Origin of the sequence: Pseudidiomarina sp. PP-1MA, assembly GCF_041200125.1 — a bacterium.
Taxonomy (GTDB): domain Bacteria; phylum Pseudomonadota; class Gammaproteobacteria; order Enterobacterales; family Alteromonadaceae; genus Pseudidiomarina; species Pseudidiomarina fusca.
In genome coordinates this window covers 650,088-665,851 of the sequence record NZ_CP165718.1, presented here as the reverse complement: position 1 = coordinate 665,851, position 15,764 = coordinate 650,088, and the positions used below count along the sequence as shown (strand labels likewise).

Annotated in this window: 11 protein-coding genes; 5 read left to right on the top strand and 6 right to left on the bottom strand. The window is 45.5% G+C overall.

Features of this window, described 5'->3' with window-relative positions:
• Positions 1-382: 382 nt before the first annotated feature.
• From AB8S08_RS03025 to AB8S08_RS03005, 5 genes are read right to left on the bottom strand one after another with little or no spacing between them, the layout of a single operon-like run.
• Entirely contained in the window at positions 383-1,762 is a 1,380-nt protein-coding gene (locus AB8S08_RS03025; RefSeq protein WP_369743527.1) for an ATP-binding protein, read from the bottom strand.
• Positions 1,759-2,424 (bottom strand): response regulator, encoded by a 666-nt coding sequence (locus AB8S08_RS03020; RefSeq protein WP_369743525.1) that lies wholly within the window; start codon positions 2,422-2,424, stop codon positions 1,759-1,761. The genes AB8S08_RS03025 and AB8S08_RS03020 overlap by 4 nt, the downstream gene beginning before the upstream one ends.
• Complete coding sequence (locus tag AB8S08_RS03015) at positions 2,399-3,988, bottom strand: phosphoethanolamine transferase (protein ID WP_369743524.1); 1,590 nt, start codon at positions 3,986-3,988, stop codon at positions 2,399-2,401. Before AB8S08_RS03015 ends, AB8S08_RS03020 begins: the two co-directional genes overlap by 26 nt.
• A complete protein-coding gene (locus AB8S08_RS03010; protein WP_369743522.1) occupies positions 3,969-4,664 on the bottom strand; it encodes a phosphatase PAP2 family protein in 696 nt (231 codons plus the stop codon). Before AB8S08_RS03010 ends, AB8S08_RS03015 begins: the two co-directional genes overlap by 20 nt.
• The gene (locus tag AB8S08_RS03005) at positions 4,652-5,014 is read right to left on the bottom strand and encodes a diacylglycerol kinase (RefSeq protein WP_369743520.1); all 363 of its coding nucleotides are present in this window, start codon (positions 5,012-5,014) and stop codon (positions 4,652-4,654) included. Before AB8S08_RS03005 ends, AB8S08_RS03010 begins: the two co-directional genes overlap by 13 nt.
• A 109-nt stretch (positions 5,015-5,123) precedes the next feature.
• Between AB8S08_RS03005 and AB8S08_RS03000 the strand changes: the two genes are divergently transcribed.
• The 5 genes from AB8S08_RS03000 to AB8S08_RS02980 all read left to right on the top strand — a co-directional run bounded on the left by AB8S08_RS03000 (position 5,124) and on the right by AB8S08_RS02980 (position 14,721).
• Entirely contained in the window at positions 5,124-7,118 is a 1,995-nt protein-coding gene (locus AB8S08_RS03000) for an LTA synthase family protein (RefSeq protein ID WP_369743518.1), read from the top strand.
• 506 nt (positions 7,119-7,624) lie between these two features.
• Positions 7,625-9,181 (top strand): type I restriction-modification system subunit M, encoded by a 1,557-nt coding sequence (locus AB8S08_RS02995; protein ID WP_110076094.1) that lies wholly within the window; start codon positions 7,625-7,627, stop codon positions 9,179-9,181.
• A complete protein-coding gene (locus AB8S08_RS02990; RefSeq protein WP_369743516.1) occupies positions 9,178-10,380 on the top strand; it encodes a restriction endonuclease subunit S in 1,203 nt (400 codons plus the stop codon). The genes AB8S08_RS02995 and AB8S08_RS02990 overlap by 4 nt, the downstream gene beginning before the upstream one ends.
• A gap of 164 nt (positions 10,381-10,544) precedes the next feature.
• Positions 10,545-11,534, top strand: a complete 990-nt coding sequence (rhuM, locus tag AB8S08_RS02985; RefSeq protein ID WP_110076092.1) for a RhuM family protein — start codon at positions 10,545-10,547, stop codon at positions 11,532-11,534.
• 88 nt (positions 11,535-11,622) lie between these two features.
• Positions 11,623-14,721: a type I restriction endonuclease subunit R gene (locus AB8S08_RS02980; RefSeq protein WP_369743514.1), complete on the top strand. Its 3,099-nt coding sequence runs from the start codon at positions 11,623-11,625 to the stop codon at positions 14,719-14,721.
• A 95-nt stretch (positions 14,722-14,816) separates the two neighbouring features.
• Here the strand turns inward: AB8S08_RS02980 and ispH are convergent, their stop codons facing one another.
• On the bottom strand, positions 14,817-15,761 hold the full coding sequence (gene ispH, locus AB8S08_RS02975) for a 4-hydroxy-3-methylbut-2-enyl diphosphate reductase (protein ID WP_110076090.1): 945 nt from the start codon (positions 15,759-15,761) through the stop codon (positions 14,817-14,819).
• Positions 15,762-15,764: the final 3 nt, after the last annotated feature.

Here is a 15,764-nt window from a genome sequence, read left to right as displayed (position 1 = left end):
CCTTAAGTCACAGATGCAAGAAGACATCATAAAAAAGCTTTAGCTGCTGTGGCAGAACCGAAAACCTGGGCACGCAAGTTACCGATCCACTCAATGACATAACACCATGTGAGTCACGAAATCCCGCATAAATATGCTACGAAATAGCTGTGTTATAAATGGGGTATTTACAGCCCATTCCTCTTTTAACGACAACGAGCGCTACGAAGTAATGAGCGAGTATTTAAATATCGACTTCGAGGTTGATAACATTCTGAATCTGCCAGATGAACTTGATGAAGCGGGTGGTTTGGTCTGCTTTTTGCCAAGAGCGGACGTTAGAATCTCATGAGATTAGTCGTTAGGGGGACCAACAGTAAAATACGCTCAATTATCCAAAGTGTCACTTAGGTAACTCTATATGCACTTCAAGGCCTTTGGTGCATGCATTGTTGAATGAAATTTTTCCATGGTGTAGTTGCACTATCTTATGTGTAATTGACAGGCCTAAACCAGCTCCTGATACACCACTATGCTCTTGAAGTCGATAGAAACGCTCTCCCAAGCGCTCAAGTATTTCTTCAGGGACGCCCTTGCCTTCATCAGCAACCTTGATAATAACTCTATTAGCCGCCTCGGTCGCGACTATCTGTATTTTCGAATTTTTCGGCGAAAATTTCATCGCATTGGACAACAGGTTGGTTAAAGCGCTAACGATAAGAGTTTCGTCACAAACTATTCGAATAGAGGAAACATCAATGTGCCACTGGTGATTTTCCACTTTATTAATTGGTAAGCTATTTAGCGCCAAAGAGACCAACTTACTGATTTCAACTTCCTCAAACTTTTCAGTAAAGTTTAGGCTATCAAGCCGGTTCAACAACAATAGTTGATTAACGAGGCGTGACATTCGCTCCACGGAGTAAAAAATTGACTTGCCAGAGTGCTTGGCATCGTCAAGTGAATCAGCTGAAATGACATTTTCGGCGTGTACTTGGATTGCGCTTAACGGTGTGCGCAGTTCGTGAGAAGCATCAGCGACAAACCGCTTTTCGCGTTCCGAAAACATTTTAATTTGATGCAACAACCGATTTAGTGCTTGCCGGATCGGAACCAACTCATTGGGTAACTCAGACTCAACTGGCGACAGGTTATTTAACTCCCTAGCTCTTAGGTCGGCAGCAAAACGGTTTACGGGTTTTAGGACGATATAAACGATGAGCAGTATTATTAGGCTTATTGGGACCCACATTAATAGTAGTGGATAGAGTTGCTCTGAGGCTAAATAGCCACTCAGCTCACCTCGAACATCCTGACGCTGAAAAGTATGAACCCATATGCCTTTCGATTCCTCAAAGTAGCTAAAGATAAACCACGTGTCTTTGTCACTCATTAATGTGTGGTAACCGGCTTCTAACCCCTTAAGACTCAATGATTGAGGCTGGTTTGTTGAAGCCAGCAAATTACCGTCAACACTATGAATTTGGTAGCCAATCTTAGACTCATATTTATGACCGCTGGGACCTTTTTCTTCAGTGGAGCTACCCTCACCAACATCATCATATGCGGATATCGGAATTGTTTGAGTGACTGACAGTTTATTTTTGGGCGGCGCATAAAATGTCGCGAGTGACTTTGCGGTTTGAGCCAGTTGCGCATCAAAAACCTCATCCAGCTCATGCAGAATATCTCGGTAGCTAGCCCAAGCGGTGGCGGCGAGTACAGTAACAACGGCTAAGTTGATGCCAACAACCAATGAACGACGAAGTGACCACAGGCTCATGATGACCCTTCTTGTAAGCGATAACCTAAACCTCTTATTGTTGAGATAAGGCTACCATCGATTTTCTTGCGTAAATAGTGGATGTGCACTTCCAACGAATTACTCTCATGATCGCCTTCCCACCCATAGCACGCACTCGCTAATTGATCTTTACTCACTATTTTTCCTTTATGCAGCGCTAACTGTTTCAGTAGTAGCCACTCAAGTCGAGTTAAATTAATCGTTTTGTCACGAAAACGGCATTCCTGTGATGATAGGTCAATAGTCAGCTGCCCACAGGTTATAATATCGTTTAAGTGTTGGTTTGCTTTGCGAACCTGCACTCGAATACGCGCTTCTAATTCGCGTAATTCAAAAGGCTTAACCACATAGTCGTTGGCGCCTTCGTTTAATGCCAGTACTTTAGTATCAATATCATCCCACGCTGTAAGTACGAGAATCGGGATTTCTTGGCCTGATTTCCTTAACTTTTTAATCAGTGATACGGCATTTCCGTCGGGCAGTCCGAGATCAAATATTGCAAGGTCAAATTTATCTGTCCTAAGGGCGCTCTCAGCTTGAGACAAGTTTGCCGCTAGTTCAACTAAGTATCCCATTCGGCTCAGACCCTTGATTATTCCTTCCGCCAAATGCTTATCATCTTCTAGTAGTAGCAAACGCATGTGCGTACCGTCCATCAGGTTTAGTTAAGTCAAGGTGTTCGTTGTAAACAGAGGCTTCAACATTAAAGTAGCCCAGGATCGTGTGCGAGAAATTATCATGGCTGATAGTAGCGCCCGTTTCGTGTTTACTTACATTGAATGTGTCCGACGGCCATACTATCCAGGGTATGTGGCGCTGTTCTTCTGGAGCTATCCAGTTAGGCAAGCCATGCAGATAGATACCGTTATCACCGAGTGATTCACCATGGTCAGATACATACATCATACTGCTCTCCAATTCAGTGTGGCTTTTCAATAACTTTATGACCTGACTTACAAGTTGGTCGGTTACGAGCAAACTGTTGTCATATGCATTAGTAATTTCATCCACAGAACAATTCGACAGCTCTTGGCTTTTACATTCGGGTAAAAACCGTTTCATTTCGTTAGGCGACCGTTCGTAATAGGCAGGCCCGTGACTTCCCATTTGATGAAGCACAATAATTGAGTCTTGATGCAAATTGCTTAACCAAGATTTGAGTTGTTCGAGCATATCTATATCATAGCATTGCGATTCTTCACATCGGGATTCGCTCATTTTGACGGTTTTAATTCGGTTACAGACATCTTTGCAGCCAGAATTATTTTCTATCCATGTTGCATTAATACCAGCAGTTTCTAATACATCTAATACATTACTCGAGTTTCTAGCAACATCCGAGTAATTATCAGCGGTTAAAAAACTGAACATGCACGGCACTGAAATAGCAGTTGCCGTTCCACAAGACGTAGCTTTTTTATAGCTGAATATTGGCTCTGATGTCATGAGCGCATTCAGTGAAGGCGTTGTCGGCCGAGCATAGTTATTGATTGCAAAATGATCCGCACGCGCTGTCTCACCCAAAACGATTACCATGACTCTCGGTTTTTCAGACGTACTTACCTGAACGGCATCTTGCCCTAGTCTTATAAATTGAGTTGGGGTTTCTAGTTTTCGTTTCAAAGCCGAGACGGTTGATGATATGACGTTGAAAGGAGCAACTCTATACTTCACATCTCGATGGTTGCGAAATAAAGACGCGAAGTCGTCATAACTGGTGTAAGCGATACCGACCGCTAATATTGAAAAGCAAGTCGCCGCTGCAAGACCTTGTTTTATTTTTGTTGTTGCACTGGAGGTGGGGAGTTTTATATACGCCAGCAATAGCGATGGGATAACACCAAGTGTTATGAAGGTTTCAAAAAAACTTCCCGAGAGTTGTTCACGAGCCTCAGCCGTATCGGTCTCAATTGCATTAATTATCATATCTGCATCAATGATAATGCCATATTCCGACATGTAAAAAAGTGCAGGAGCAGCAAGAACAAACAACAATATTGCGAATGGCTTAAAAGCATTAACGCATCGACTGGTGGCGAGCGCAACAGTATAGAAAAAAGCAATGAACACCATCAGTTTGACTTGCATGAGCCCATGAACCCCGTATTCACTCAACGCACTCACAAGAGGACCCGAGTATGCTAGAGCAAGCCAAGCCGCAACGAGTATTAATAGAACTGGAAAATTAAGCGTCAGTCGCTGCATATTGATCACCTGTATGAAAGACAAATAAAGAAACACTCCAACAGATGAATGCTGTTGTTATGTCATCAATAAAGAAGTGCGCGCCCCGCAGCTGTTGAACAGCTCCAAGTAAAAAGCCGGAAGAAAGTGCGAGAATTAGCGAAGCTTTCGCAAGAAGAGGCCTGTTTTTACGCCAGAAAAAGTACAGAGCAATCCAGGCAAAGCCAATACTTGAATGTCCCGAAGGAAAGCACCGACCCGAGCCAAAATGAGTGTCGTTGAACGACCACAAACTGATATATGGTTTGACTCCTCCGTATAACTGCAAATCCCAAGGACAGTCCATACCAAGCATCGCCTTGAGGTAATTCACTAAACCAAAAGACAACAAAACCGATAAGAGTAACAATACATACCGGCGCCGCTTGCTGTCCCCTTTGCTTGATAAGAACTGAGCCACAGTTAAGGCTAGGACAAGCACTACAAATGCGAGATTAAGCTTCCGTATACCGTCATGAAGAATCGTTTCAGTGATAAAGTGGTGCCTTAAAGACCACTGTCCCCCTTCAAGCTGGTATAACGCATTGGCGATTAAAAACTTAAGCTCTAAAAATTCTACGACCAGTAATATAGCGACAAAAACTGCCAAAACACTTGTCCAACGCCTCCAAACCGTTATGGACTTTAAAGCGGCCATAACACAGCTACCCAAACGGCGATGAACTGACAGATAGCAATGAATACTGCAGCCGATGCGATGTCTTTTGCTCGACCACTGAGCTCGTGAAAGTCGGGACCAATGCGGTCGACAACCGCTTCAATGGCGGAATTTAGTAGCTCTGTAATAAGTAAACCAAGCAACGACATGAACATTAGCAACCGCTCTGAAAGCTCAAGCTCTGCTATCACTAAAACTGGCAGCAACACCAACAATAAAAGTACCTCTTGTCGAAAAGCTGCTTCAAAACACCACGCCGCTCTAAGCCCTTTCATGGAATATTGCGTTGCATCGATGATTCGGGCTATGCCAGTTTTTCCTGGTTTCATAGTCACCTCTTTAGAAATAAAAACTGCATAGTAAACAGTCAATATTAAGTTCAGCTTAAGGTTCGTTCTTTAGTATCGCGTTCATTATCAGAGCTAAGTTGGGCTACTTATGAGCAATGCACCTTTATTAATAAAAGAACTGAAGTCGTCGCTATTCCTATATCGGACGCTTATAGCGGGTTTTTCGCTGGGTCTAATTATCCTGGGTGTTAGCCGCTTACTATTATTTATATGGCAGTTTGAGCGCGTAACTGGGGCAGGAGAGTTCAGTTACTTGATGTTAATGGGCCTCAGAGCAGACGTCGTTCAAATGGGTTATCTGACGCTACCATTATTGCTATTCGCGCCATTATTTTTAAATCGCTGGGGTGTGAGGGCTTGGCAAACAGTTCAAAGCGCGTGGTTGATTATTGCTATCTCCTATATCACGTTTATGGAGGTCTCAACGCCTGCCTTTGTTATGCAATACGACTTGCGACCAAACCGTCTGTTTGTTGAGTATTTAGAGTACCCGAGGGAAGTGCTAAGTACCCTTTGGGGAGGGTTTAAAATCTGGTTACTTTTGACCGCGGTGGTGTTGAGTATTTGCCTGTACGGACTCGGTAAGCTTGCTAAGCGACTGAACCAGGCGCCTTATGGTCATAAACAATACGCTGGCAGGGCGCTTATTGTTTGGCCGCTTTTGATGGTGCTTGTTTTTGCCGGCATTCGTTCAACTTTAGCGCACCGCCCGGCGAACCCAGCATTTTTTGCGGTGACATCGGATGCTTTGGTAAATAGTTTAGTTATCAGTTCAGCCTATTCGCTTGAATACGCAATTTACAGCATGAGGCACGAGGAAAATGCCTCTCGTATATACGGTGATGCCAGTATAGAGGAAATTCTTAAAACAGTTAAAAACCAGCCACACCTAGCAGGCAAGGAATTTCCATCTGACGATTACCCCACAGTGCACTTTAATAAAGCTTCCCGGACCTTCGACAAGCCCAAAAATATCGTCGTTATTTTGGAGGAAAGCCTAGGCGCGACTTTTGTTGAAGATCTCGGTGGTATTAATGTCACGCCAAACCTAAAGCGACTTAGTAAGGAAGGGTGGTGGTTTCAGCAGCTTTACGCAACTGGCACTCGGTCAGTTCGCGGTATTGAGGCGGTTATTTCAAGCTTCTTACCCACACCGGGAAGAAGTACGGTGAAACTTTCACTGTCTCAGCAAAATTTTTATACCGCTGCTGATCTGTTGTCGCGTGAGGGATATTTCACTGAGTTTATTTATGGTGGTGAAACCCACTTTGACAACATGGGAAGTTTTTTCGCAAGTAATGGTTTCCAGTCTATTCTTGGACAGAGTGACATTGATAACCCCAAGTTTGTCGGTAGCTGGGGAGCGAGCGATGAAGACCTATTTAATACCGCTCATAAAAGGTTTGAGATGCTCACTAAAAAGGAAATTCCCTTCTTTAGCTTGGTATTTACCTCATCAAACCACGAACCATTTGAGTTTCCATACAATGAAGTCGAGCTTTATTCTGCGCCTAAGAACTCGGTAGAAAACGCTGTCAAATATGCTGACTTTGCGCTGGGAAAGTTTATCAACAAAGCAAAGGCGAGTGATTATTGGGAAGATACGATTTTTTTGATTGTTGCTGATCACGATACGCGCGTCTATGGAAACGAGTTAGTTCCGATCCAAAAGTTTCGTATTCCAGGACTCATTCTGGGTGGCTCTATTCAACCCAAAGAGATTGATGAAATTACCAGTCAGATTGACTTAATGCCTACGGTTATCTCGCTTGCAGGCATTTCAGCTTGGACCCCGGCGATAGGTCAGGATATTTCGAATGATAGCGTGCCACCGGCTAATCGTGCCATGATGCAATTTGGAAATAACTACGCATGGATGACACCCAAAGGAGTAGCGATTTTAACTCCTGGAGAGGATAAAACCGGTCGCTATGACTTCGATGAGCGAAAATTTGTGGCTGATCAAAATATCAATCAACAGTTGCGTAATGAGGCACTAGCTCATGCATTATTGCCTTCTTGGCTATATCAACACCGAGCATATTTTGTCCCAGAAAGTTTAACTGAGCGTCCGAACGAATAGATCCTCGCTAGAAATTCGTAATTGAGCCAATGCACGGCTACTATTGGGGCTGTAGTTGGTCCGCTGTTCGCTCAAACCAGCCCTAAACCGCTCAAATTCTAAACTACAATGAGTATTCCAATTCTGCAAACCAAAAAGAGGAAACGATGATGGCTGTTAAACATTCACCTCCAAGCGGCAACCTCATTCTTCATCAAGAGCAAAAAGGCGGAAAAACGGGTTGCGGCATAGATACGAAGGTAAACCCTTCGCATTATTGGTCGAATACGCACGCACGACAAGATCACCTGCGATAAAAACGGCTGTAAAAACTAGCGTTACTTGAAAAAATGGTGGTCCGCGCATGCGACTACCGCATACTCTCTCTCTACTCAAATACCCCATTCAAAGCTCCCAAATCGCCATCACCTTGTGATATTCTTTTGAGCACACAACGGCAAGCATTCCAAGCCAACCAAGCGACAAAAATTGACGCTTATTTAATGGACTAGAACAGGGAAAGAATGATGACAAGTACCCAACAGCGCGCCCTACTCCAACGCCAAATTTGGCAGATTGCCAACGACGTTCGTGGCTCAGTAGACGGCTGGGATTTTAAGCAGTATGTACTCGGTACCTTGTTCTATCGCTTTATCAGCGAAAACTTCGCCAGCTACATCGAAGCCGGTGACGAAAGCATTAACTATGCATCACTTGATGACTCAGTGATTACCGACGACATCAAAGACGATGCGATTAAAACCAAAGGCTATTTCATTTACCCAAGCCAGTTATTCGTGAACGTCGCCAAAACCGCGCACAACAACGAGAGCTTGAACACTGACCTTGCCCGCATCTTCGGTGAAATTGAAAGCTCAGCCAACGGCTATGCATCGGAAGATGACATTAAAGGCTTGTTCGCAGACTTCGACACCACCAGCAACCGCTTGGGTAATACCGTCAAAGACAAAAACCTACGTTTAGCGGCGGTGTTAAAGGGTGTAGCCGGGTTAGACTTTGGCAACTTCGAAGACAACCAAATCGACCTTTTCGGCGATGCCTACGAATTTCTTATTTCAAACTATGCAGCGAATGCCGGGAAATCAGGTGGCGAGTTCTTCACCCCGCAACATGTATCGAAGCTCATTGCGTTGCTGGCTATTCATGGGCAAACCAGTATCAATAAAATCTATGACCCGGCAGCGGGTTCGGGTTCTTTGCTGATGCAGGCGAGAAAGCACATCGACGTGCATCGTATTGAGGACGGTTACTTCGGGCAGGAAATTAACCACACTACTTACAACCTTGCGCGTATGAATATGTTCCTGCACAACATCAACTACGACAAGTTCAATATCCAGTTAGGGAATACGCTTACGAATCCACATTTTTTGGATGACAAGCCGTTTGATGCCATTGTTTCTAACCCGCCGTACTCGGTGAAATGGATAGGCAGCGATGACCCCACCTTGATTAACGACGAGCGTTTTGCCCCAGCGGGTGTACTAGCCCCCAAGTCAAAAGCTGACTTTGCCTTTGTGTTGCACGCACTCAGTTACCTTTCAAGCAAAGGCCGTGCAGCCATTGTTTGTTTCCCCGGTATCTTCTATCGCGGCGGTGCCGAGCAGAAAATCCGTAAGTACCTCGTGGATAACAACTACGTTGAAACCGTGATTTCGTTAGCGCCAAACTTGTTCTTTGGTACCACGATTGCCGTCAACATTTTGGTGCTCTCCAAGCATAAGCAAGACACCACCACGCAGTTTATTGACGCGAGTAACTTGTTCAAGAAAGAAACCAATAACAACGTACTGACCGATGAGCACATCGAACAGATTATGAAAGTGTTCGAGAGCAAAGAGGATGTTGAGCACTTTGCTAAGTCGGTACCATTCGAGAAGGTAGCAGAAAGTGACTACAACCTCTCCGTCAGCAGCTATGTTGAAGCCAAAGACAATCGAGAAGTTATCGACATTACTGAACTCAACGCCGAGCTGAAAACCACCGTTGCCAAAATTGACCAGTTGCGTGCAGATATTGATGCGATTGTGGCGGAAATTGAGGGGGCGGAGGCTGAGACATGAGCGATTTGAGCTACATGGAGAAGTTGCTTGATGGGGTTGATGTCGAGTGGATACCTTTCGGAGATATTGGAAAATTTATTCGTGGTAATGGATTGCAGAAAAAGGATTTTGTCGAACAGGGGTTTCCTGCGATACATTACGGCCAAATTTATACGAAATTCGGAATGTTCGCTGATGTTCCCTTTACTTTTGTGTCGGAGCAGTTAGCACAAAAGCTGAGAAAGGCTAGCAAAGGCGACCTTTTATTGGCAACAACATCCGAAAATGATGAGGATGTCGTGAAACCATTAGCATGGCTCGGTAGTGAGGCAGCTATATCGGGCGACATGATGCTGTTTAGGCATCGGCAAAATGTGAAGTATCTAGCCTACTTCATTCAAACGGCAAACTTTCAGAGTGAAAAACGAAAATATATAACCGGCGCAAAAGTGCGTCGTGTATCCAGCTATGACTTGGCGAAAATTCTCGTCCCCATCCCATGCCCTGAAAAACCGGAAAAATCGCTACAAATCCAAGCGGAAATCGTCCGAATTTTGGACGCATTTACCTCCCTTACCGCCGAGCTTACCGCCGAGCTTACCGCACGCAAAAAACAATACAACTACTACCGCGATAAATTGCTCAGTTTTGAAGACGGCGAGGTGGAGTGGAAGCCTTTGGGTGAGCTAGCAAAAAACCTTAACTCAAAAAGAAAGCCAATCACTAGCGGGCAGCGAGTTGCTGGAAAGATTCCATATTATGGCGCCTCGGGCATTGTCGACTATGTTCAGGACTATATTTTTGATGAAGATTTATTGTTGATTTCAGAGGACGGTGCAAACTTATTAGCCCGTAACACTCCTATTGCGTTCAGTATTAGTGGCAAAACGTGGGTAAATAATCATGCTCACGTACTTAAGTTTGAAACATATGCAGAGCGCAGATATGTTGAGTATTACCTAAACAGTATCGATTTGACTCCCTTTATTTCAGGAGCAGCTCAGCCGAAGCTTAACAAGAAGAACTTGGAAACCATTCCCGTTCCAAGCCCATCTCTAGCGGTAAAAGAGAAGATCGTAGCAACACTCGATAAGTTCGATGCTCTAACCAACTCAATCACCGAGGGCCTCCCGCGCGAAATCGAGCTGCGGCAAAAGCAGTACGAGTATTACCGTGATTTGCTGCTAAGTTTTCCCAAACCAGACGAGCAGGTGGCTTGATATGTGTATGTCGCAACGTAAAGTAACCCGATTACACGTTGTTTACCGAGCGGCTGAGACAACTGTGCCTGCAGAAAATAGGTCGTTAACCGCAACTCATAAGAATTTCTTAGCAGTTCAAGTCGTTAGTCGATTGAATGGCATTCAAGGAAAAGGAATTTCCGATGACCAATAGTATTGAAATTTACCAAGCCGATGATGGCAAACTAGAACTCAAGGTTGCGCTTGAGAACGAAACGGTTTGGCTTTCGCAGGCGCAAATGGCCGAGCTTTTTGGTACAAAACGTCCAGCGATTACCAAGCATTTAAGCAACATCTACAAAGCCGCCGAATTGGTCGAGGCAGACACATGTTCCATTTTGGAACATATGGCAGATCACGGGCAAACATACAAAACCAAGCTCTACAATCTCGATGCCATTATTTCCGTCGGTTATCGTGTGAACTCAGCGCGCGCAACGCAATTCCGCATCTGGGCTACTCGCACGTTGAAGCAGCATTTGATTGATGGCTACACGCTTAACCAGCGGCGACTACAAGAGCGAGGCGTTGAGTTTGAGCAAGCGATTGCTTTGCTATCTCGCACACTGGCGAATCGGCAACTGGTAAGTGATGAAGGCGAGGCTGTACTTGCTGTCATTAATGACTATGCGCGCAGTTGGAGCCTGTTACAGGGTTATGACGAACAAAGCCTAACCTCACTAACGAACAAGCAAAATAACATGCTGGCGCTGGAGCTAGAAGATGTACTTGCCGCGATTGCCGAACTTAAAAAAACGCTTATTAAAAAAGGTGAGGCGACCGAATTATTTGGTCAACTACGCGGTGGTGGCTTGGCGTCCGCGTTGGCAACCATCGAGCAAGGCTTCGCCGACGAACTGTTTTACCCGAATGTTGCCAGCCGCGCTGCGCACCTGCTCTACTTTGTGATTAAGAACCACCCGCTTGCCGACGGTAACAAGCGTACTGGATCATTTTTATTTTTGTGGTATTTGCGAGTAAACCAGCACTTATTGGCAAAACCTGTTGAACAACTCATTAACGACAATACGCTGGTTGCGCTGGCATTATTAGTTGCTGAAAGCTTACCCGACCAAAAAGAGCTGATGATTCGTTTGGTCGAGCACTTTGTATTGCTCAAATCGGATAGTTGAAGCAACTCTTTCCAAATTGGAAACAGTTCGATAACAATAAAAATAGCTGCGAAGTGAGAAAGCTGCTGCAGAAAAAGGAAACAAAGGAATGACCACCTACAAACCCATAGCCGAGTCAAAACACTTTATCGTTTTAGATAAGTACACCAAGCAATATGAAGTTGCTGAAAGCTACCAAAGCGAGAGTGATTTAGAGCGTGAGTTGATTCAAGATTTAGTGAATCAGGGCTATGAGTATGTGCCCGGCCTGAATAACCCAATGGCGATGCTTGCCAACGTGCGCGTGCAATTACAAACGTTGAATAGCGTTGAATTTTCAGACGGCGAGTGGACGCGTTTTGTTGAAACCTACCTTGATAGACCAAGCGACAGCATCACCGATAAAACCCGAAAAATTCATGACGATTACATTGAAGACTTCGTGTTTGATGATAGTCGTATTCAAAACATCTATCTGGTCGATAAAAAGAATATTGCGCGCAACAAAGTGCAGGTGATCAAGCAGTTTGAACAAACGGGTTCGCATGCGAATCGTTACGACGTCACCATTTTGGTGAACGGCCTGCCACTCGTGCAAATTGAACTGAAAAAACGCGGTGTGGCTATTCGTGAAGCCTTTAACCAAGTGCACCGCTACAGCAAAGAAAGCTTCAATGCCGAAAGCTCATTGTTTAAGTATTTGCAGTTGTTTGTTATTTCAAACGGCACCGATACGCGCTACTTTGCCAACACCGTCAAGCGTAACAAGAACACCTTTGATTTCACCATGAACTGGGCGAAATCCGACAACGGCTTGATTAAAGATCTCAAAGACTTTACTGCGACCTTCTTTCAAAAAGAGACCTTGCTCAAAGTATTACTGCACTTCTCAGTGTTTGATGTAAGCGACACCCTGCTGGTGATGCGGCCTTATCAAATTGCCGCCACAGAGCGCATCTTGTGGAAGATTAAGAGCGCGTTTCAGGCCAAGCAATGGAGTTCAACCGATGCTGGCGGCTATATCTGGCACACCACAGGCTCGGGGAAAACATTAACCAGCTTTAAAGCAGCACGCTTAGCGACCGAACTCGATTTTATCGACAAAGTATTCTTCGTGGTGGACCGTAAAGATCTCGATTACCAGACCATGAAGGAATATCAGCGCTTCTCACCGGATAGCGTGAATGGCTCGGATAGCACCGCAGGCCTTAAGCGTAATTTGAGCTTGGACGACAACAAAATCATTGTGACCACCATTCAAAAGCTGAATAACCTGATGAAAACCGAGCGTGATTTGCCGGTTTATCGTCAGCAGGTGGTGTTTATTTTTGACGAGTGTCACCGCAGTCAGTTTGGTGAAGCGCAGAAGAACTTACAGAAGAAATTTAAGCGCTATTATCAGTTTGGTTTTACCGGCACGCCGATATTTCCACAGAATGCATTAGGCGCTGAGACTACTAGATCAGTGTTTGGCCACGAATTGCACTCGTACACCATCACTGATGCCATTCGCAACGATAAAGTGCTTAAGTTCAAAGTGGACTACAACGACGTACGCCCGCAGTTCCGGCAAATTGAAACCGAGCAGGACGAGAAAAAACTCAGTGCAGCGGAAAATAAACAGGCATTACTACACCCGGAACGTATTCGGGAAATCACCCACTACATACTGACCCACTTTCGCCAAAAAACGCACCGCATGAAGGCGGGCGGGCGAGGTTTTAATGCCATGTTCGCGGTCAGCAGCGTTGATGCCGCAAAAGCCTACTACGAGGCGTTTAAACAACTGCAGCAAGATGTCGAGCGACCTTTGCGCGTCGCGGCCATTTTCTCGTTCGCCGCGAATGAGGAGCAAGATTCCATCGGTGAGATACCGGATGAAAGCTTTGAAGTCTCCGCTATGAATAGCAGCGGTAAGGAGTTTCTGAGCGCAGCGATTGCTGATTACAACGCCATGTTTCAATCCAACTATGGTGTGGACAGCAACGGCTTTCAAAATTATTACCGCGATCTCGCCAAGCGCGTGAAGAACCAAGAAATTGATTTGCTGATTGTGGTGGGTATGTTCCTCACCGGTTTTGATGCACCGACACTGAATACCTTGTTTGTGGATAAGAACCTGCGTTACCACGGACTTATTCAAGCCTATTCGCGCACCAATCGTATTTACGATGCTACGAAGACTTTCGGCAATATCGTGACCTTCCGTGATTTGGAGAAAGCGACCATTGATGCCATCACTTTATTTGGTGATAAGAATACCAAGAACGTGGTGCTCGAAAAGAGCTACACAGAGTACATGGAGGGCTTCACGGACCTCGTGACAGGGCAAGCGCGACGTGGTTTTATGGAGGTGGTTTCCGAGCTTGAACAGCGTTTTCCGAACCCCGATGAAATTGAGCTCGAGAAAGACAAGAAAGACTTCGCCAAGTTATTTGGTGAGTATTTGCGTGTTGAAAATATCCTGCAAAACTACGATGAATTTGCCAGCTTAAAAGCGTTGCAGACCATTGATACGAGCGATGCAGAAGCTGTTGAAGCGTTCAAGATTGAGCATCACTTAAGCGACGACGATATTGCGACGTTACAAACGATTCGCATACCGCCTGAACGCAAGGTGCAGGATTATCGCTCGACCTATAACGATATTCGCGACTGGATACGCCGCGAGAAATCAGCCGAGAACCAAGCACAGTCAACGATTGACTGGGACGATATCGAGTTTGAAATCGACTTGCTAAAATCGCAGGAAATTAACCTCGACTACATTCTTGAACTGATATTCGAGCAGAACAAGAAAAACAAAAGCAAAGGTGATTTGATTGAAGAAGTTCGCCGTTTGATTCGAGCTAGCCTTGGCAACCGCGCCAAAGAAAGCTTGGTGGTTAAGTTTATTAACCAAACTGAATTAGATGCGATACCAGACAAGTCGGAAATCATTGATGATTTCTATAGGTTCGCGCAAGCGGAACGTGATCGCGAAGCCGAAGAGCTTATTCGTTCAGAGAACCTTAACGAAGACGCCGCCAAGCGCTACATAGCAGCGTCATTACGCCGCGAATACGCCAGCGAGAACGGCACCGAGCTGAATTCAACACTTCCGAAACTAAGCCCGCTGAACCCCGAGTACCGTACCAAGAAGCAAACAGTATTCCAGAAGATTTCGGCGTTTGTTGATAAATTTAAGGGCGTTGGTGGGAAGCTTTAGGTTGGTTACAATGGTCTTCTTTAAAGCCCGATCCCATCTTTGCCATCTCCTTCCAAGGAGTTTGGGCCGCTAGCACAAGGCTAGCGGCAAAGCTGTTAGTTTACTTCAACCACACGTAATTCAGGAGGGATAGAAAAAGTAATGTTCTCTTCGCGGCCACTGCGTTCTTCAACCTGATTGCCGCCCCAAGCTTGTAGCTGTTTGATCACGTCACGCACCAACACCTCGGGGGCCGAAGCGCCAGCAGTCACGCCAACCGCCTGCACGCCATCCAACCAGCTCTTATCGATACAGCTGGCATCGTCAATCAAATGCGATACTGTGCCCATTTTCTCAGCCAACTCGCGCAGGCGATTTGAGTTGGAGCTATTGCGCGCGCCCACCACCAATAACAAATCAACTTCGGCAGCCAACTCACGCACTGCATCTTGCCGGTTCTGCGTGGCATAGCAAATATCATCTTTACGCGGCCCCTGAATATCCGGAAACTTGGCCCGCAACGCATCAATCACATCAGCGGTATCGTCTACCGATAAGGTGGTTTGACTCATGTAATGGAGTTGCTGCGGATTTTTCACCTCAAGGGTTGCCACATCAGCAACAGACTCAACCAAATAAATACCGCCTTTGGCGTTATTGTATTGGCCCATGGTGCCTTCTACTTCTGGGTGCCCAGCATGACCTATCAACACACACTCATGGCCTTTACGGCTCGCCCGCGTTACTTCCATATGCACTTTGGTGACCAATGGACAAGTGGCATCAAACACCTGCAAGCCGCGGTCCTTGGCTTCTTGGCGTACCGCCTGCGAGACCCCATGCGCAGAGAAAATCACAATGCTGTTGTCTGGCACTTCATGTAATTCATCCACAAACACTGCGCCACTAGCCCGCAACGAGTCCACCACGTATTTGTTGTGCACCACTTCGTGACGCACATAAATCGGCGGCTCAAAAATTTCCAACGCGCGCTCTACAATAGTAATGGCTCGATCTACCCCAGCACAAAACCCACGCGGATTCGCCAGCACAATATTCATTTT

Bases quoted from the DNA above. Each gene is read 5' to 3' on its own strand.
- AB8S08_RS03025 (WP_369743527.1), bottom strand. From the start codon at position 1,762: ATGAGCCTGTGGTCACTTCGTCGTTCATTGGTTGTTGGCATCAACTTA.
- AB8S08_RS03020 (WP_369743525.1), bottom strand. From the start codon at position 2,424: ATGCGTTTGCTACTACTAGAAGATGATAAGCATTTGGCGGAAGGAATA.
- AB8S08_RS03015 (WP_369743524.1), bottom strand. From the start codon at position 3,988: ATGCAGCGACTGACGCTTAATTTTCCAGTTCTATTAATACTCGTTGCG.
- AB8S08_RS03010 (WP_369743522.1), bottom strand. From the start codon at position 4,664: ATGGCCGCTTTAAAGTCCATAACGGTTTGGAGGCGTTGGACAAGTGTT.
- AB8S08_RS03005 (WP_369743520.1), bottom strand. From the start codon at position 5,014: ATGAAACCAGGAAAAACTGGCATAGCCCGAATCATCGATGCAACGCAA.
- AB8S08_RS03000 (WP_369743518.1), top strand. From the start codon at position 5,124: ATGAGCAATGCACCTTTATTAATAAAAGAACTGAAGTCGTCGCTATTC.
- AB8S08_RS02995 (WP_110076094.1), top strand. From the start codon at position 7,625: ATGACAAGTACCCAACAGCGCGCCCTACTCCAACGCCAAATTTGGCAG.
- AB8S08_RS02990 (WP_369743516.1), top strand. From the start codon at position 9,178: ATGAGCGATTTGAGCTACATGGAGAAGTTGCTTGATGGGGTTGATGTC.
- rhuM (WP_110076092.1), top strand. From the start codon at position 10,545: ATGACCAATAGTATTGAAATTTACCAAGCCGATGATGGCAAACTAGAA.
- AB8S08_RS02980 (WP_369743514.1), top strand. From the start codon at position 11,623: ATGACCACCTACAAACCCATAGCCGAGTCAAAACACTTTATCGTTTTA.
- ispH (WP_110076090.1), bottom strand. From the start codon at position 15,761: ATGAATATTGTGCTGGCGAATCCGCGTGGGTTTTGTGCTGGGGTAGAT.